The 17,972-nt window shown below is 72.4% G+C and carries 12 protein-coding genes and 1 tRNA gene; 3 read left to right on the top strand and 10 right to left on the bottom strand.

Annotation, left to right across the window (positions count from 1 at the left end; translation table 11 throughout):
• Positions 1-298: 298 nt before the first annotated feature.
• Positions 299-1,951, top strand: coding sequence for an AMP-binding protein (locus tag KHA85_RS03225; RefSeq protein ID WP_308936844.1), 1,653 nt, complete (start codon positions 299-301; stop codon positions 1,949-1,951).
• A gap of 6 nt (positions 1,952-1,957) precedes the next feature.
• Here the strand turns inward: KHA85_RS03225 and thrB are convergent, their stop codons facing one another.
• The 5 genes from thrB to argS are packed head-to-tail and all read right to left on the bottom strand — an operon-like array spanning position 1,958 to position 8,412.
• A complete protein-coding gene (thrB, locus tag KHA85_RS03220; protein ID WP_213184789.1) occupies positions 1,958-2,920 on the bottom strand; it encodes a homoserine kinase in 963 nt (320 codons plus the stop codon).
• Complete coding sequence (gene thrC, locus KHA85_RS03215; protein ID WP_070721954.1) at positions 2,917-3,999, bottom strand: threonine synthase; 1,083 nt, start codon at positions 3,997-3,999, stop codon at positions 2,917-2,919. The genes thrB and thrC overlap by 4 nt, the downstream gene beginning before the upstream one ends.
• A complete protein-coding gene (locus KHA85_RS03210; protein WP_213184788.1) occupies positions 3,996-5,348 on the bottom strand; it encodes a homoserine dehydrogenase in 1,353 nt (450 codons plus the stop codon). Before KHA85_RS03210 ends, thrC begins: the two co-directional genes overlap by 4 nt.
• Positions 5,345-6,763 (bottom strand): diaminopimelate decarboxylase, encoded by a 1,419-nt coding sequence (gene lysA / locus KHA85_RS03205; protein WP_213184787.1) that lies wholly within the window; start codon positions 6,761-6,763, stop codon positions 5,345-5,347. The genes KHA85_RS03210 and lysA overlap by 4 nt, the downstream gene beginning before the upstream one ends.
• Positions 6,760-8,412 carry an arginine--tRNA ligase gene (gene argS / locus KHA85_RS03200; protein ID WP_213184786.1) on the bottom strand — a complete coding sequence of 551 codons (1,653 nt, stop codon included), beginning with the start codon at positions 8,410-8,412 and terminating at the stop codon, positions 6,760-6,762. Before argS ends, lysA begins: the two co-directional genes overlap by 4 nt.
• Positions 8,413-8,599: 187 nt before the next feature.
• Here argS and KHA85_RS03195 point away from each other — a divergent pair.
• A tRNA-Arg gene (locus tag KHA85_RS03195) sits at positions 8,600-8,672 on the top strand.
• 148 nt (positions 8,673-8,820) lie between these two features.
• Here KHA85_RS03195 and KHA85_RS03190 read toward each other — a convergent pair.
• From KHA85_RS03190 to KHA85_RS03170, 5 genes are all read right to left on the bottom strand, one after another.
• Complete coding sequence (locus KHA85_RS03190) at positions 8,821-9,300, bottom strand: MarR family winged helix-turn-helix transcriptional regulator (RefSeq protein ID WP_236885102.1); 480 nt, start codon at positions 9,298-9,300, stop codon at positions 8,821-8,823.
• A 76-nt stretch (positions 9,301-9,376) separates the two neighbouring features.
• Positions 9,377-12,052 (bottom strand): AAA family ATPase, encoded by a 2,676-nt coding sequence (locus tag KHA85_RS03185; RefSeq protein WP_213184785.1) that lies wholly within the window; start codon positions 12,050-12,052, stop codon positions 9,377-9,379.
• Entirely contained in the window at positions 12,049-13,236 is a 1,188-nt protein-coding gene (locus KHA85_RS03180; protein WP_213184784.1) for a metallophosphoesterase family protein, read from the bottom strand. Before KHA85_RS03180 ends, KHA85_RS03185 begins: the two co-directional genes overlap by 4 nt.
• Positions 13,237-13,285: 49 nt before the next feature.
• On the bottom strand, positions 13,286-14,038 hold the full coding sequence (locus KHA85_RS03175; RefSeq protein ID WP_007631708.1) for a hypothetical protein: 753 nt from the start codon (positions 14,036-14,038) through the stop codon (positions 13,286-13,288).
• Positions 14,035-16,992, bottom strand: coding sequence for a DEAD/DEAH box helicase (locus tag KHA85_RS03170; RefSeq protein WP_213184783.1), 2,958 nt, complete (start codon positions 16,990-16,992; stop codon positions 14,035-14,037). Before KHA85_RS03170 ends, KHA85_RS03175 begins: the two co-directional genes overlap by 4 nt.
• Positions 16,993-17,235: 243 nt before the next feature.
• Here KHA85_RS03170 and KHA85_RS03165 point away from each other — a divergent pair, with 243 nt between their 5' ends.
• Positions 17,236-17,949: an HNH endonuclease family protein gene (locus KHA85_RS03165; protein WP_213184808.1), complete on the top strand. Its 714-nt coding sequence runs from the start codon at positions 17,236-17,238 to the stop codon at positions 17,947-17,949.
• The last annotated feature ends 23 nt before the right edge of the window (positions 17,950-17,972 follow it).

The raw sequence follows: 17,972 nt of genomic DNA, 5'->3' as shown, positions 1-17,972 counted from the left end.
TTTCGTCTGAGGGGGATCCACGCGAGGGGAGAACCGCCCGATGCGGGGGATCCCTGTATGCCACTCGCCGATCGGCCGCTCCGACCGAGACCGACCCACGCCATACCGACCTGCTGCGGCGGGAATGGAAGTGGGATGACTCGGGACGCGGGGACGACCGGGCGCCCGTGACTGAGGACCAGCATACTACCCGGATGCCGATCTCGCGCACATCCCCCTCGCGCGGGTCGCGACCGGCGTGAGGGGCGGTCTCCCGGGCCGGTAACGTACACCACACCGGAGGGCGCACGACGTGGAGGTGACCGTGTTCGGAACCATGGCGGACACGCCGTTGCTCGTCTCCCGCATCCTCGAGCACGCCGCCGAGCGACACGGCGGTTCCACCGTCACCGGATTCGTCGGCGACCTCGAGCCACGGCCCGTCCGCTTCGACGTCGTCGCCTCCCGCGCCGCCGCCACCGCACACGCGCTCGCCGGCCTCGACGTGCGCCCCGGCGACGTGGTGGGCATCCTCTCCGGCGCCCGCACGGAGGTCGTCGAGTTCATGTTCGCGCTGCCGGCCATGGGCGCCGTCGCACTCCCCGTGAACATCCTCCGTTCCCAGGACTTCATCCTCTCCGCCCTGAGGGACAACCGGGTCGAGGTGATCCTGGTCGATCCCGAACTGCTCCCCTCGGCGTACGCCGTTGCCGCACAGGTCGAGACGCTGCGCCACCTCGTCGTCGTCGACGCCACCGTCACCTCCGCCCCCGGTGACCTGCGCGCCGAGGTCCACGCCCTCGAGGCCCTCCTCGACGGGCAACCCACCACCTACCCGTGGCCCGAACTCGACGAGCGCTCCGCGGCGGCCATCGCCTACACGTCGGGCACCACCGGCGCCTCCAAGGGCGTCGCCTACACCCACCGGTCCATCTGGCTCCACTCCATGCAGATGTGCATGGCCGAGAGCGCGGCGCTGCGCAGCGGCGACACCGTCCTGACCACCATCCCCATGTACCACGTCATGTCGTGGGGACTCCCCTACGCGGCGTTCATGTCCGGCGCGGGCGTCATCACCGCCAGGCCGCGCCCGGGAAAGGTGATGAGCACCGGCGCCGACGTCGCCGGACTCCTCGGCACCTACCGACCCAACAAGATGGCGACCACACCCGCCACTCTCCAACGTCTCCTCCAACGCCTCGAGACGAACCCCCAGCAGGTCGGCCACCTCAGCGAGGTCCTCGTCGGCGGTTCCCCCGTGCCCGAGGCGCTGTTCGACGCGTTCGTCAAGCGCCACGGCGTCACGATCATGCAGGCCTACGGCCTCACCGAATCCAGCCCGATCGCCACGTTCGCCCGCCCGGATCCGCACTCGTCGGCCACCTACCGACGCGCACAGATGCTCGGCCAGGGCAGGTTCCCCGCCGGCGTCCAGGCCCGCCTCGTCGACGGCGACCGGGTGCAGCCGAACGACGGGTGGTCCGCCGGCGAACTCCAGATCCGCGGACCGTGGGTCACCGCCGGATACCTCGGGGACGAGGCGTCCGACCGGTTCGTCGACGGGTGGCTACGCACCGGCGACGTGGGCACCATCTCGCCGAGGGGCTACCTCGACGTGGTCGACCGGGTCGACGACATCATCGCCTCCGGGGGAGAGCTGATCTCGACCGTCGAACTCGAGCACGCGGTGCTGCGGGACGACCGGGTCGCGGAGGTCGCGGTCGTCGGCGTGCCGGACGAACGCTGGGGCAACCGGCCCCTCGTGCTGGTCCGCCTCAAGGCCGGCGCCACCGCGACCGCCCGCTCGCTGTGGGACGGGCTCGACGGGCTCGTCGAGCCGTGGAAACGCCCCGATCACTGGGCGTTCGTCGACCACATCCCCCAGACCACCGTCGGAAAGTTCGACAAGATCCGGATCCGCGCCCGCCACGCCGCGGGCGACTACCAGGTCACGACGATCGCACCGCGCTGACGCCGGTCAGCCGGCCGCCACGACGCGGGCGCCGTCCGCGATCTCCAGGTCCCGGACCGTCCACCCCTGCCGCTCCGCCAGCTCCCGCAGATCCTCGGGGAGCGCGCCGGTGCCGAGCACCAACACGGTCGGGCCCGCACCGGACACCGTCGCGGCCAACCCGCGCTCGCGGAGCCGCGTGACCCACTCGGTGGTGCCGACCAGGGCCGGCGCGCGGTACGACTGGTGCAACCGGTCCTCGGTCGCGGCCAGCAGGTGTTCGGGGTGGGACGCCAGGGCGACCGACATGAGTGCGGCGCGGCTCGCGTTGAACGCCGCGTCCTCATGCGGGACGGTCGCCGGCAGCAGACCCCGGGTCTGGGCGGTCGAGGACGTCTCCGACGGCACCAGCACGGTCGCCACGATCGACGGGTCGACCTCCATGCGCACGGCCCGGTAGTGGACGCCGTCGGTCGACCGCTCTGTCCACGAGACCACGACGCCGCCCAGGACACTCGCCGCGGCGTTGTCCGGATGGCCCTCGAACTCACTCGCCAGTTGCACGAGATGGTCGGTGGACAGCGCACCGTCCATCAGCCCGTTCGCCGCCACCAGTCCCCCGACCGCGGCCGAGGCCGACGATCCGAGACCACGCGAGTGCGGGATGGCGTTGGAACACGAGATCCGGACGCCAGGCGCTCCGACGCCGCCCGCGCGGAGCCCCGCCTCCACGGCCTTGGCCACCAGGTGGGAGGCGTCCTCGGGCACCTGGCCCGCACCCTCCCCAGAGACCTCGAGCTCGAGACCCGAGGCGATGACGGTCACCGTGATGGTGTCGTACAGGCCGAGCGCGACACCGAGCGCGTCGAACCCGGGCCCGAGGTTCGCGCTCGAGGCGGGGACCTCGATCGTCACCGTCCGACCGACCGGCAGGATACGCCCGCCCGAACTGCCGAAGACCTCCGGGCCGGAGCCGTCCACGTCGCTCACTGCAGACCGAGGGCGCCGGCCACCGCGGAGGGATCCACCGGCACGGGCTCGACCTCGGGCATGCCCAGCAGCGCCGTGTCCGGGTCCTTGAGACCGTTACCGGTCACCGTGCACACAATGGTCTGCCCGGCCTCGAGTTCGCCGTTCGCGTGGGCGTCGAGCAGGCCCGCCACCGACGCGGCCGAGGCGGGCTCGACGTAGACGCCGTCCTTGCCGGCCACCGTGCGGTACGCCTCGAGGATCTGCTCGTCCGTGCGCTTGCGGAACGTGCCACCGGACTCGTCCCGCGCCGCCACGGCGCCGTCCCACGACGCCGGGGCGCCGATCCGGATGGCGGTGGCGATGGTCTCCGGGTCCTTGACCGGCGCGCCGTCGACGAGCGGTGCCGCACCCGCGGCCTGCACGCCCATCATCCGCGGCCGGGTCGAGATGACGCCGTCGGCGTGGTACTCGGTGTAGCCCTTCCAGTACGCGGTGATGTTGCCCGCGTTGCCGACGGGCAGGAAGTGCAGGTCGGGCGCGCGGCCGAGGACGTCGACGATCTCGAACGCCGCGGTCTTCTGTCCCTCGATACGCACCGGGTTCACCGAGTTGACGAGCCCGATCTCCGCGTAGGTGGCGGTGGTCTTGCGTGCCAGCTCGAGGCAGTCGTCGAAGTTGCCGTCGACCTGGATGATCGTCGCACCGTGCATGACCGCCTGGGCGAGCTTGCCGGCGGCGATCTTGCCCTGCGGGATGAGCACCGCGCAGCCCATGCCGGCCCGGGTCGCGTACGCCGCCGCGGACGCCGACGTGTTACCCGTCGACGCGCACAGCACCGCCTTCTGGCCCCGTGCCTTCGCGTCGGTGACCGCCATGGTCATGCCGCGGTCCTTGAACGAGCCGGTCGGGTTGAGGCCCTCGACCTTGAGGTACACCTCGCACCCGGTCACCGCGGACAGATGGGTGGCGTGGATGAGCGGGGTGCCGCCCTCGTACAGCGTCACCGGCTCCCAGTCGGAACCGATCGGCAGGCGATCGCGGTAGGCCTCGATGAGGCCGGGCCACCGGCGGTGCACGGGCTGGTGGGTGTTGCTCATTCGGTGTCCACTCCCTCGAGACGGATGACGCTGGTGATGGCGGTGACCGCGTCCTGATCCGACAGCGCGGAGACGGTGTCCGCCAGAGCGCGCTCGGTGGCCAGGTGGGTCAGAACGGTGATCTCGGCGGTCGGCTCGACGTCCTCGGTCGCGGCGTCGGGCACCTCGACCTCGGTCTGGCGCACCTGGGCGATCGAGACCCCGTGCGTGGAGAACTCAGTGGCCACCTGCGCGAGCACACCCGGCTTGTCCGCGACCCGCATGCGCACGTGGTACCGGGTCGAGATCTCGTCCATGTTCGCCACCGGCAGGGCGGCGTACGTCGACTCCCCGGGGGCCCGCCCCGCGCCGGCCTTGTTGCGTGCGGCCGCGACCATGTCGCCGAGCACGGCGGAGGCCGTGGGCGCGCCGCCCGCGCCCTGACCGTAGAACATGAGGCGACCGGCGGCCTGGGCCTCCACCACGACCGCGTTGAACGCGCCGTTGACCGCGGCCAGCGGGTGGCTGTTCGGTAGCAGGGCCGGGTACACGCGCGCCGAGACGGCCTCCGAGCCGTCGCTCTGACGCAGCTTCTCGCAGATCGCCAGCAACTTGATGGTGCAGTCCATGTCACGCGCGGACTCGAAATCGTCGGGCGAGATGCGCGAGATGCCCTCGCGGTAGACGTCCCCGGCGGTCACGCGACTGTGGAAGGCGATCGAGGCGAGGATGGCGGCCTTCGCCGCGGCGTCGTAGCCTTCGACGTCCGCCGTCGGGTCCGCCTCGGCGTAACCCAGCCGCGAGGCCTCGGCGAGCGTCTCCGAGTAGTCCGCGCCGGTCGAGCCCATCTCCGACAGGATGTAGTTGGTGGTGCCGTTGACGATGCCCACCACGCGCTCGACCTGGTCGCCGGCCATCGACCGACGCAGCGGCCCGATGACGGGGATCGCGCCGGCGACGGCCGCCTCGAAGTACAGGTCGGTGTGCGTCGAGTCCGCGGCCTCGGCCAGCTCGTCGGTGTACTCGGCGAGCAGCGCCTTGTTCGCGGTCACCACGGCCTTGCCGTGACGCAGCGCCTCGAGCAGGAGGGGACGTGGGAGGTCGATGCCGCCCATGAGCTCGACGACGATGTCGACGTCCTCGCGCGAGACGAGCGAGGCCGGGTCCGCGGTGAGCAGATCCGGGTCCAGTCCGCGGTCCTTGGTCAGGTCACGGACGGCGACGCCGCGCAGGACCAGGGGCGCCCCGATGCGGGCGGCCAGCGCCTCGGCGTTCTCGGTCATGTAGCGGATGACCTCGGATCCGACGGTGCCCATTCCGAGCACCGCCACTCCCACGGGTCGCACGCCCGACGCGGTTACGTCGCTCACTGTCCCACCTCCAGGCTCGTCAGATCGTCCAGGGTCTCACGGCGCAGCATCAGTCGTGCCCGCCCGTCGCGCACCGCGACCACCGCGGGACGCCCGATCAGGTTGTAGCGGCTCGACATGGAGTAGCAGTACGCGCCGGTGGCCGCGACGGCCACCAGGTCGCCGGGGCCGGCGTCCTCCGGCATCCACAGGTCGCGGACCACCACGTCACCGCTCTCGCAGTGTTTGCCCACGAGCCGGGACACGACCGGTTCGGCACCCGAGGCACGACCCACGAGCCGGGCGTCGTAGACGGCGTCGTAGAGGGCCGTGCGGATGTTGTCGCTCATGCCGCCGTCGACGCTGATGTACCGCCTCTGCTCGCCCCCGGCGAGGTCGACGTCCTTGACCACACCGACCTCGTACACGGTGACCGTCCCGGGACCGGCGATGGCGCGGCCGGGCTCGACGACCAGGGTCGGAGGGGTCAGCCGCGCGTCACGCGCGAAGCCCTCGACGATCTCGCGGAGGGAGGCGGCGAGCCTGGCCACAGGAGGCGGATCGTCCGAGGGGACGTAGCTGATCCCCAGTCCTCCGCCGAGGTCGAGGTGATCGAGCTGAGCGGTGCGTTCCGTGCCGAACTCGTCGACGATGTCGCGCAGGAGTCCGATGACCCGGCGGGCCGCGAGCTCGAAGCCGTCGATGTCGAAGATCTGCGAACCGATGTGGCTGTGCAGGCCGGTGAGCCGGATGTGCGACGCGGCGAAGACGGCGCGGACCGCCTCCATCGCCGCGCCGCCGGCGAGAGAGAAACCGAACTTCTGGTCCTCGTGCGCGGTGGCGATGAACTCGTGGGTGTGGGCCTCGACGCCGACGGTGACGCGGATGAACACGTCCTGGACCACACCCTCCTCGCGGGCGATCCTGTCCAGCAGCTCGATCTCCGACATCGCGTCGATCACCACGTGGGCGACGCCGCTGCGCACGGCGTACCGCAGCTCGTCGGCCGACTTGTTGTTGCCGTGCACGGTGATCCGCTCCGGCGGGAAGCCCGCCCGCAGGGCGATGGCCAGCTCGCCCCCCGAGGCGACGTCGAGACTGAGTCCCTCCTCGGCGACCCATCGGGCCGTCTCGGTGGTGAGGAACGCCTTGGACGCGTAGTGGACGCGCTCTGCTCCGCCGAACGCGTCGGCCATCTCGCGGCAGCGCGACCGGAAGTCGTCCTCGTCGATCACGAACAGCGGCGTGCCGAACTCGGCGGCCAGGTCGGTCACCGGCACGCCGGCGATCTCGACGACGCCGTCGTCGCGTCGACGTGCGCCCCGCGGCCAGACCGACGGGGCCAGCGCCATGAGGTCGTCGGCGTCGGCGGGCCGCTCGGCGATACCGGGGGCGTGCGGGACCTCGTGTCGGGTGCCCGCGGGATGCGCGCTCACATTCTCTCCGGGGCGGTGACGCCGATGAGGCGGAGGCCGTTGGCCAGCGTCTGCCGGGTCGCCGAGCTCAGCGCGAGCCGGGCCGCGTGCAGGGGCCCGGGCTCCTCGTCGCCCATCGGCAGGACCCGGCAGGTGTCGTAGAAGCGGTGGTAAGCGCCGGCCAGTTCCTCGAGGTACCTCGCGACGCGGTGCGGCTCGCGCAGGTCCGCGGCGCTGGCGACGACCCGGGGGAACTCGCCGATGGTGCGGATGAGGGCGCCCTCGCGGTCCTCGACCAGCAGTGCCAGGTCCGCGCCCTCCGTGGTGACCCCGAGGTCGGCCGCGTTACGCGCGAGCGAACACAGACGGGCGTGCGCGTACTGAACGTAGAAGACGGGATTGTCGTTGGTCGCCGACGTCCACAGCTTCAGGTCGATGTCCATGGTCTGGTCGACCGAGGAGCGGATCAGCGCGTAGCGCGCGGCGTCGACACCGATCGCGTCCACGAGGTCGTCGAGCGTGATGACCGTGCCCGCCCGCTTGCTCATCTTCACCGGTTCGCCGTCGCGCACGAGGTTGACCATCTGGCCGATGAGCACCTCGATCGTCGCCGGGTCGTCGCCCAACGCCGCGGCGGCCGCCTTGAGTCGTGCGATGTACCCGTGATGGTCGGCGCCCAGCATGTAGATGCACAGGTCGAATCCACGCTCGCGCTTGTCGAGGAAGTAGGCGATGTCGCCGGCGATGTAGGCGGCGTCGCCGTCGGACTTGAGGACGACACGGTCCTTGTCGTCCCCGAACGCGGTGGAACGCAGCCACCACGCGCCCTCGGACTCGTACAGGTTGCCGTTGCCCTTGAGCGTCTCGATCGCCCGGTCAACGGCGCCCGAGGTGAACATGGAGTTCTCATGGGTATAGACGTCAAAGACGGTGCCGAACTCGGCGAGCGAGTTCTTGATGTGGGAGAACATCAGGTCGACCCCGGCCGCGCGGAAGGTCTCCAGCGCCTCGTCCTCCGGCATGTCGAGGACACCCGGATGCGCGGTCATCACCTGCGCGGCGATGTCCTGGATGTAGGCCCCGGCGTACCCGTCCTCCGGGGTCTCCTCCCCACGCGCAGCAGCGGCCAGCGAGCGGCTGAACCGGTCGATCTGGGCACCGTGGTCGTTGAAGTAGTACTCGCGGGTGACCTCGGCTCCGGAGGCCTCCAGGACGCGGCCGAGCGCGTCACCGACGGCCGCCCACCGGGTGCCGCCCAGGTGGATGGGGCCGGTGGGGTTCGCGGAGACGAACTCGAGATTGACCCGTCGGCCGGCCATCGCGTCGCCGTAGCCGTACCGCTCCCCCTTCTCGAGCACGGTGGCGACGAGCGAGCCCTGCGCACCGGAGTCGAGCCGGATGTTGAGGAAACCGGGACCGGCGATCTCCGCCGATGCGATGCCCGGATCCTGCGCCAACGCGTCCGCGAGCGCCTGTGCGAGGTCCCGCGGTGCGGACCCGATCTTCTTGGCCAGCTGCAGCGCGACATTGGTCGCGTAGTCGCCGTGTTCGGGGTTGCGGGGCCGCTCGACGGTCACCGTCTCCGGAACGACCGACGTGTCGGCGCCGCGCTCGGTGAGAACGGCGATGAGGGCGGCGCGGATGACGGCGGCGAGGTCGGCGGGAGTCACGTCTGCCCATCCTAGATGTCGGCACGTCGAGCCGGGAATCGGAGCCCGTGGGCACGTCGGTCGCCCGGCCGGAGGACACCCGATGCGGTGTCCGCCCGGGCCCGGTGCTACGATCAGTCTCGCTGTTCGACCGGATCCGCCACGCGGGTCCACGAGACAGCCTCCGGCCCATGCGGGTCGGTATCCCGCCCTCGTAGCTCAGGGGATAGAGCGTTGGTTTCCGGTACCAAAGGTCAGGGGTTCGATTCCCTTCGGGGGCACGACGGAAAGCCCTCTCCCGCCTGCATAGACGCAGGACAGGGAGAGGGCTTGTCACTTATCCGGGGCGGGCGCCGGGAGCAACGCGGCAATCGCCGGGCCGGTGGGCGGCGCACCTGATGAGCCCCCTGCCGCGGCGTCACCGTGGCGTCACCGCGGCAAGGTGATGCCGTCTACCTTCCCGACGCGCTGCACGACCCTTTCGAAGATGTCGGTGAGGATTCCGACCTCCTCGGGCGTGAGCTCGTCGATGAACAACTCGCGGACCTTCTCCACGTGCTTGGGGGCCACGGCGGCGATCGCCTGGGCGCCGGCCTCGGTCAGGGTGACGACGGTGCCGCGACCGTCCTCGGGGCACTCGCCCTTGGAGACCAGGCCGCGCCCCTCCATCCGACGGACCTGGTGGGAGACCCGGCTGCGGTCCCAGCCCAGCGCTGCGCCGAGTTCACGAGCACGCAAACCCTGCTCGCTGCCCTCGCTGAGGCTCACGAGTACCGAGTAGTCGGACTGGGACATCGAGGCGTCACGCTGGAGTTGCCGTTCCATCGCGAGCTCGAGCAGTTGATTGGCGTCGCGGTACCGCCGCCACATGCGCTGCTCATCGTCGCTCAACCAGCGTGTTTGACTCATGTGACTATTACAGCACGACGTTCCTTCGCCGAGTGTCCAGGCTCTACCCCGCCACCCGCACTCGATCAGTCCGCGTTCACCCGTTGGACGCACCCGATCGCTGCATCACGTGCGTCCGGGCCCCACCGATGCCGGCGAAGCGCGCCCGGTCGCACGTGAGCACGATCACCTGTGAGGTCGCCGCGGCCGCGGCGATGACCGCTCCCATGGTGAGCCTGCGTGTCGGGTCGGTGTAACCCATGGTGTCGTCGAGGAACACCGGGACGCCGTCGTCCCCGACGAGACGCGCACACGCGATCCGGACGATCACCGCCAACTGCTCCCGCGCTCCACCGGACAGTGACTCGTAATCCACTGTGACATCTCCGATCCGCCGGGACAGGATCGTCAGGTCCTCACCGAGCCGGACGTCGAAGTCCCGCCCGTAGACGAGCGACCCCAGTTCGACGACCGCACGGTGGAACGGCTCCTGATAGGCGAGCAACGCCTCGGAGCGCCGGGCGACGAGCGTTCGGTGGAGTAGGTCCGCCGCGCGGGCCCGACGCCAGAGGGCGGCGTTCTCCCGCTCCGCCGCGTTCAGCTCGCGCTCCGCAGTGGCGACCGCCTCGAGCCGTCCCTGGTCGCCGATCGCGTTGACCCGACCGAGCGCCGTCGCCACCGCCGCGGCGGAGTCGCGTTCCTCCGCCGCGAGTGTGGCGAGTGAGGCCCGCGCGTTCTCGAGCAGGTCCGGCGGTGCATCGGCGAGCGCGTCCTCGAGCGCGGCCCTGGCCTGCTGCGCCTTATCCCGCGCCGACTGTGCGTGCTCGCGTGTCTCCGCCTCAGCCTCCTCCAGATCCCGGTCGGAGACCGCCTCCCTCGCGGCGCTGAGCGCGTCTCTGCACTCGCCGAGCCGTCCGGCGGCCTCGGCGGCCAACGCCGCCTTGGTCGCGTGCTCGGTCCTGAGGGTCGCGGCCTCGACATCCGCGGCGCGGTCGTCGGCCCGGCATCGTGCGAGCGCCTGTTCCGCGTTCGCGGCCTCCTCCGCCGGGTCCCCGGCCCCGTCGGCGTCGTCCGCCGTCGACCCGCCGACCCTCTCGGCCCCGTCGGCCTCGGGTGCCGACGGCCCGCCGTCCTCCCCGGCCGCCGGGTTCGGCGCGTCTGCCAGCAGGGCCCGCAGGTCGGCGCGCCGGTCCTCGAGATCCTGCGGGGTGTCGGCGCCGAGCAGGTCCGCCCGCCGACGCCTCAACGCGGCGACCTCGGCTCGGAGGCCCTCGGCGCGTCGTGCACGCAGATCCGCCTCCTCGACGGAGTCGACGCCGAGGTCGGCGAGGAGCCGGTCACGTTCGGCGCGGGCGGCGTTCTCCTCCCGCCTGACCGCCTCTGTGTCGCCCGCGGGGACGACCGTGAGGGAGACCGTGCCCACCTCGAAGACCGTCTCCTCGACGATGTCGCGGGTCCACCCCGTCCCCGCATCGAGGCTCTCCCCCGCCACGCGGACGTCGCCCTCACCGGCGATCTCCACCCTGGGCGCGCTGGCCGCACTCCGGGCGACGGCCTGCCGGAGCGCGTCCTCGGCACGGCGACAGGCTTCGACGGCGCCGTCGGGAACCGCGATCGCGGCCAGGTCGGCCTCCTTGCCCCGCAACTCCTCGCCGAGCGTCTCCAGCGTCCGCAGCAGGCGCTCGATCCCCTCCAGATCAGCACGCCTCCGCGCCCGTTTCTCCTCCGCCCGGACGGCGTCGAGTCGAGCCCGGGCACGGGACACGCGTTCCTCGGCTGCCTCCAGTTCGGCGCGGGCGCGGTCGGCCCGGGCCTGCGCCGGCGCCATCCGCTCTGCGGCCACTGCCGTGGCCGCAGACAGGTCGTCGTGCCGGCGTTGCTCGTCCTCGGCCCTCGCGATGAGTGCCCGCCGCTCCCGCAGCGCGCCGGACGCGGCGTCGTGCGCGGCCACGGCGCGGTCGAGTTCGGCGTCGGCGGCCGCACGGGCACGGCGCAGCTCGTCCACCACGCGGCCGGCGGCCTCCAGCCTGTCGACCTCCGCGCGCAGCGTGGTCAGCGACTCCTGCCGCGCCCGGTGGACGGACGCCTGAGCCTCGTGATCGGTTACCGCGGCGTCGAGCTCGGCGTGGCGTGCCCGCGCCTCGGACAGGGCGGCGCGGGCCTCGGCGAGCCGCGTCTCCGAACGCGCGAGCTCGCCGGTCGGCTCGCCGCGGCGGGCCGTCAGGTAGCGGTTGCGCTCCTCCGCGACGCGGTCCATCAGCGAGTCGTCACCCGTGGGGTCCTCTCCGCCCGCGGCGGCGTCCAGGGCGCGGCGCAGAGAGCCCATCCCCTTGGCCGCGTCCACCTGACCCAGTGGTTCGTCCTGCGCGATCCGCAGTGCCTTCCACAGCGACCGGTCCACCTGGCGGTCCAGCAGGTCGCGGACGTGGTCGTGGGCGTCGTCACCGCTCAGCGCCGGGCGCGTGGAACCCGGGAACTCGAGTGACGTCCGCTTTCCGCGGACGAACTCCTTGCGGTACCGCATCCGCTGCCCGTCGACCGTGAACTCGGCCTCCACCACCACCGGCACGTCCCTGCCCACGGGGCTCGCGGCCTTGATCTCCGCGCGGCCGGACGACGCTTTGTGCTCGAGGAGCATCTCCAGGGCGTCCATGAGGCTGGTCTTGCCCGATTCGTTCGGCCCCTCGATCACCAGGACGCCGCGCGGTTCCAGTTCGACCTCCTCGCGGACCACCCCTCGGAAGTCCTCGAGCATGAGTCGGTGCAGGATCATCGCGTTCCTCCGTCCACGAGTCGGTACAGCAGACTGAGGGCGTGGCCCGCATCCTCGGCCTCGGCCCCGCCGGAGCCGGCCATTGCGACGAGATCCGCGACCGCGCGGCCCGCGTACCCGTCGACCAGGTCCGTGAAGTCCGTGTCCTCGGCCCGGACGACCAGATGGGTCCGGGACTGTCTCAGATAGGCGGCGGCGAACAGCGCGTCCCACGTCTCCAGCAGGTCGTCGATCCGCGCCCGGAGAGCGACCCCGACCGTGCCCGTGAGTCCGAGTTTGAGCACCGTCCGCGGCTTGTCGTCCATCGCCTCGATCCGCTCCGCCAGGGCGTCGAGATCGGCGTCCGTGTCGATCCGGGCGTCGACCGCGTGGAACGACCATCGTCCCGTCCGCAGCGGCGTGACCGTGCAGGCGCCCCGCTGCGACGAGGTCGCGGCCCGGGAGAGTTCGACGAGCAGGGCGTGGCCCGAGTCGGTCTCCACATCGTCGAAGTCGGTGGTCTCGGGGCTGCCCGAGAACCAGATCCGTTCACCGGAGCCCACCCTGGTCACCGAATGTCGGTCGCCGAGCGCGACGTAGTCCAGCCGACCCGACCCGATGGCCTCCTCCAGGGAGGCGACCGCGATCGCCTCCACCGACGGCGAGTGACCTCCGTAGATCTCGTCCGTCCCCCCGTGGGCGACCAGGACACGCAGACCGTCCGTCGGCTCCAGGGAGTCCACCAACGCCGGCAGTCGGGAGGGATCCGGCCGCTTGGACGTCCACGGGACGCCCACGACCTCGACGCCGGGCACGACCTCGACCGGCCCGGTGCCGTCGAGCACGACGACGCCGCCGCCCTCGACCGCCGGCGCGAAGTCCCGGCACCGGAACACCGACGACACGTCCAGCGGATCGTGGTTGCCGGGCAGCACCAGCACCGGCACCGGGAACGCCGCCAGGACCTCGACCGCGCGCAGGACGACCGACCGCGGCACCGCGTTGTCCTCGAAGGCGTCGCCGGCCACCACGATGAACCGCGCCCCGTGGTCGGCCGCGAGCGTGCCGAGCGCCTCCACGGCGGCCAGCCGGTCGGCCGTGTAGACGGCCTGCGACTCGTCTCCGAGGAACCGCCGGGTCATGCCGAGCTGCCAGTCGGCGGAATGCAGGAATCGGATCGTCTCGCCGTCCCGTGGGGTGGTCATGGCCGCATCGTAGGACGCCGGTCCGACACGGCGGCCGGCGCGGGCCCGCTCACCGCGGTCGGTACCTGCCGAACGCGTCGAGGAAGTCCTCCAGATCGGCCACGACGCGCAGCTGCTCGAGGGGGTCGTTCGTCGTCGCGGCGGCCAGTCTGCGGGTCACGGGCGCGTCCAGGAGGTCCTCGAGTCCGGCCGGCTCCGGGGACGGCACCGTCGGCAGGACCGGCTCGGTCCCCCACAGCGCCTCCTCGACGTCGACGGACACCTCGTCGTCGTCCCCTCCCCTCAGGACGGCGCCGAGGTTCTCGGCGCTCAGGCCCCGCAGCGCGAACATGACGTCCGGCCTGGCGTCCCACCACTCGACCATGATGTACGCGGCCGCCAACACGTGCAGGCACGGCCCGGGCTGGACGGGACACCGGCAGGAGTAGGCGGTGTCGCCGTGGACCGCCGGGAGGAGGAGGAACCCGACGGTGTCGGAGAAGTTCCCCGCGAGGGCGCCGAGCACGCCGCCCTCCTCGCGCCTCAGGGCGGTGCGGAGCGCGTCCGAGTCGGCGGCGTCGAGGGGGGCGAAGGTGAACTCGACGGTGAACGGCTCGGGTCGGCTGCCGTCGACGTCGCAGCGAACGGACCGGCCCGCGTGCTCCAGCGAGAGCACCCTGTCGGCGCGCGCGGCCTTCCGCGCGAGGTACGCCTCGCCGCGGGTGACCCCGGATTCGAGGTCGCTCGTCCACCGCCGGCTCCACATGTGCCCGCCGAACGCGCCCGCGCGCGCCCTCGCGCGGATGCCCTTGCCGCCGTTCATTCCTCGTCCCGCCCCTCGTCGGTGAGCTCCACCAGCGCGGCGAGATCGGCGTCGGCGAGTTCGGTCAGCGCGCCCGCCAGCGGGCCCAACGTCAGCTCGGCGAGGTCCCGCTTGGCCTCGAGCAGTTCATCGATGCGGTCCTCGACCGTCCCCGGCGCGACAAGGGTGCGGACCTGGACCCGCCGCGTCTGACCGATCCGGTGCACACGGTCGGTCGCCTGGTTCTCCACCGCCGGGTTCCACCACCGGTCCAGGTGCACGACGTGATTGGCCTCCGTCAGCGTCAGGCCCGTCCCGCCCGCGCGCAGCGACGCCAGCATCACCGGCGGTCCCTGCGCGCTCTGGAACTCCTCGACCATCTGCGCCCGACCGGCCGCCGTGACGCCACCGTGGAGGAACGGCACCGAGCTGGCCGCCCGTCGCTCGAGCAGGGGCAGGATGAGGTCCCCGAACGCGCGGTACTGCGTGAACAGGAGGACCTTCTCGCCCGCGTCCAGGATCTCCGTGAGGACCTCATCGAGGGCGGCGAGCTTTCCTGAGCGATGGCGGCCGCCGCGCAGGAGCGCGGACCCGTCCCCGAGGTAGTGGGCGGGGTGGTTGCACACCTGCTTGAGCGCGGTGAGCCCGGCGAGGATCGCGCCTTTGCGCGCGGTCCCCTCCGACTCCTTGACCTGCTCCATCATGTCCTCGACGACCGCCTGGTACAGGGTCGCCTGCTCGCGGGTCAGTGGCGCGTCGACCCGGATGTGCAGCTTGTCCGGCAGGTCGGCGACCACCCTGGGATCCGATTTGAGGCGACGCAGCACGAACGGCGCGGCCAGGGCCCGCAGCCGCGAGGCCGCGGCCTCGTCGCGGTGCGATTCGATGGGCACCGCGAAACGCGCGCGGAACGTGCTCGCCGACCCGAGCAGACCCGGGTTGGCGAATTCGAGTACCGCCCGCAGCTCGTCCAGCCGGTTCTCGACCGGCGTGCCCGTAAGGGCGATACGGTGCTCCGCCGGGATCGAGACGATCGCGCGGGCGACCGAGGTGGAGGGGTTCTTGATGGTCTGGGCCTCGTCGGCGACGAGTCGGCGCCACGGCACCGCGGCGAGGAGCTCGGCGTCACGCGAAGCGGTGCCATACGACGTGAGGACGAGGTCGGCGGCACCGAGCCGCCCGGCCGCGTCGTCGCCCCGCTCACGTGAGGGGCCGTGGTGGACGCGCACCGTCAGCTCCGGGGCGAAGGTCGCGGCCTCGCGCGCCCAGGTGGCGACCAGGGTGAGAGGCGCCACCACGAGGGTGGGGCCGAGCACGCCCCGGGCGTGCTCGGAGGCGGTGAGAGCGAGAACCTGCATGGTCTTGCCGAGCCCCATGTCGTCGGCCAGGACGGCGCCGACACCCGCGCGGGCGAGCGACGTCAGCCAGCGCACGCCCTCGAGCTGGTAGGGACGGAGGGTGGCGACGAACCACGCCGGGAGGTCGACGGGCATCGACGACGACGAGGGGATCCAGTCGAGGGTCGTGGGCGCCTCGATCTCGACGCCCTCCGCCTCCTCGGACATCATCGCGGCGGCGAGAGCCGGTGCGGTGACCCGCCCGCCACGCCTGGCCGCGAGGAAGCGGGCCGCGCGCCGGAGCGCCCCCGGATCCGCACGGACCCACTGACCGCGGAGCTTGACGAGGTCCGAGGCGGCGTCCAGGAGCATCCGGACCTCGGTGGCGTCGAGGGGGACGTCGTCGACCACCATCTCCCAGTTGACGTCCGCCAGCTGGTCCAGCCCCAGGCGGCGACCGGAGTCGACGTTCTCCGTGCCGGGTTCCGCGACGGTGACGCGCACGGCGGTCCGCACCCTGGTCCACGCCCGTGGCAGGAGCACCTCGACGCCCCGCCCGCGCAGCGCCTCGACCCCCTCGTCGACGAGCTGCACCACCAGCTCGGTGGGGAGGAGGAGGTCCTGGCCGTCGAGCGCCGGTACGGCGCGTCCCAGTGGCGGCCAGCAGCGCACCGCGCGGTCGACGACATCGCGGACGGCGTCGCCGACCGCGGTCGTGTCCGGCAGGTCGGAGAACGGGCGCAAGGTGTCCGTGCCCGTGCGCACCAAGACCTCCAGCCGCCACAGAACCTCCGCGTCGACGGCACCACCGGTCCTCTCGTCCCCGTGGACGCCCGCCCCGGGCTCGGCGCCCCGCCCGGCATCACCGACTCCGTCCCGGTCGGCATCACCGACGCCGTCACCGTCGACGTCCGCCTCCCCGGACGGCTCCACCACGCGGAAGACCACCTCGACGTCTCTCGCCGCCGCCGCGCGTCCGAACTCCCCGATCGCCTCGGCCAGCGCGTGGCCACCCGAGGTCACCTCTCCACCGACGATCAGGGCCGAGCCCAGCACGCTGCGCCGGTCGGCGGCCAGCGGCGCGAGGGCCATCCGGGCGTGCTGATCCGCCAGCGCCGCGAGCAGCCGGTCGAGATCCTCGCGGTCCGACACCAGACCGTGGCACCGGCTCAGACTCTCCGCGGCCCACGCCGACACGACGGGCGAGGCCGCGAGCGCCCACGAGGCGTTCCACGCGCCGTCCGACCGCGACATCGTCGGAACGACGTGGCCGGCGCGGACGAAGGCCGCCACACCGGCGGAGAGCGCCGCGAGCGCCCGTAGCCCCGGGCCGACCCAGTGTTCGGCGACGTCCGTCATCCCGCACAGGTCCACCGCCGTGGCCACCGAGACGCGGATCCCCGGGACGGTCGCCGGACGGACCCGACCCTCGAGGGGCACCCGCACCGCGATCCGGTGGGTGAGCGAGAACCCGCCGAGCAACTCCACTACGTCCCGCGGGGCCCCGGCCCTCCCGACCGCGGTCACCGACGACGCGGGGGCAATCGAACCGGGCCGGCGCAGGCCCGTCTCGCACCACAGGCCGACGACCCCTGACTGCCACACGGCGTGGAGGCGGGGGGCTGGCGTCGGGGTCACGCCCACATGTAAGCACGCCGGTCCGACACGGCTCCGGGCGCACGCCCCCGAGACGACGCGCGGGTGCTCCACAGGGCCGTCCCTCTCCACAGGCCGACCGCCGCAACCTCGTGCGCGGGCGGCGGGCCCCGGGGTCGGTGTCAGGATCGGTCCGTGATCCGGAGAGTGCGGCAGTGGTCGTCGGCGCGGGCGGCGGCGGGCCCGTGGCCGCCGCGGCGACGGCGCACCACGGCACGCGCGAGGGTGGTCCCGCCCCTCGCACCGCGGGCACTGGCGCTCGCGTCGGCGGTCGTCGTGGCGGCGATCGTCGTCGCCCGCCTCGGCCAGCCGCCCGACTCGGCGCCCGGTAGCCCGCCGAGGCAGTCGGTCCTGGCTCTGCTCGAGACGGTGCGCGTGGTGGACGCCCGTGAGTCGGTGCCCGGATACGACCGTGAGTGCAGCGGCGCATCCGCCTGCGTGTTCGGGCCCGCCTGGAGCGACTCGACCGAGGCGCCCGGGGCGGGCAACGGGTGTTCGACCCGCCACGACGTCCTGGCGCGTGACCTGCGCGGGGGGACCCCGGTATCCGGATCGCCGTGCGAGCGTGACGGTGGCGTCCTCGTCGACCCCTACACCGGGCGGGCCGTCGACGTGGGCGTCACCGGGCTACGCGGGATCCACGTAGATCACGTCTACCCGCTCTCGGCTGCGTGGGACCTCGGCGCATGGGCCTGGTCTCCGAGTCGGCGCGCCGCTTTCGCCAACGACGTCGACCACAATCTGCTGGCCGTCACCGCCGCGGTCAACACCGGGAAGAGCGATTCCACCCCCGCCGACTGGCTCCCACCGGACCCGGCCCGTCACTGCTTCTACGCGTCCCGGTACCTCACCGCGGCCACGGTCTACGGGCTCCCCGTGACGAGGTCGGATCACGAGGCCCTCGCCGACGCCGCCCGTCGGTGTCCGGCAGGGCGGTGAGGTGGAGGCCGGCGTCCGGCCGG

Origin of the sequence: Dietzia massiliensis, from assembly GCF_018390595.1 — a bacterium.
In the GTDB taxonomy this organism is placed as follows: domain Bacteria; phylum Actinomycetota; class Actinomycetes; order Mycobacteriales; family Mycobacteriaceae; genus Dietzia; species Dietzia massiliensis.
Note: the sequence above shows the minus strand (reverse complement) of the source record. Positions and strands in the feature narration are given on the sequence as shown.

Excerpts from the sequence above, each read along its gene's own strand:
- KHA85_RS03175 (WP_007631708.1), bottom strand. The coding sequence starts at position 14,038 with ATGAACGGCGGCAAGGGCATCCGCGCGAGGGCGCGCGCGGGCGCGTTC.
- KHA85_RS03190 (WP_236885102.1), bottom strand. The coding sequence starts at position 9,300 with ATGAGTCAAACACGCTGGTTGAGCGACGATGAGCAGCGCATGTGGCGG.
- thrC (WP_070721954.1), bottom strand. The coding sequence starts at position 3,999 with ATGAGCAACACCCACCAGCCCGTGCACCGCCGGTGGCCCGGCCTCATC.
- KHA85_RS03180 (WP_213184784.1), bottom strand. The coding sequence starts at position 13,236 with ATGACCACCCCACGGGACGGCGAGACGATCCGATTCCTGCATTCCGCC.
- KHA85_RS03185 (WP_213184785.1), bottom strand. The coding sequence starts at position 12,052 with ATGATCCTGCACCGACTCATGCTCGAGGACTTCCGAGGGGTGGTCCGC.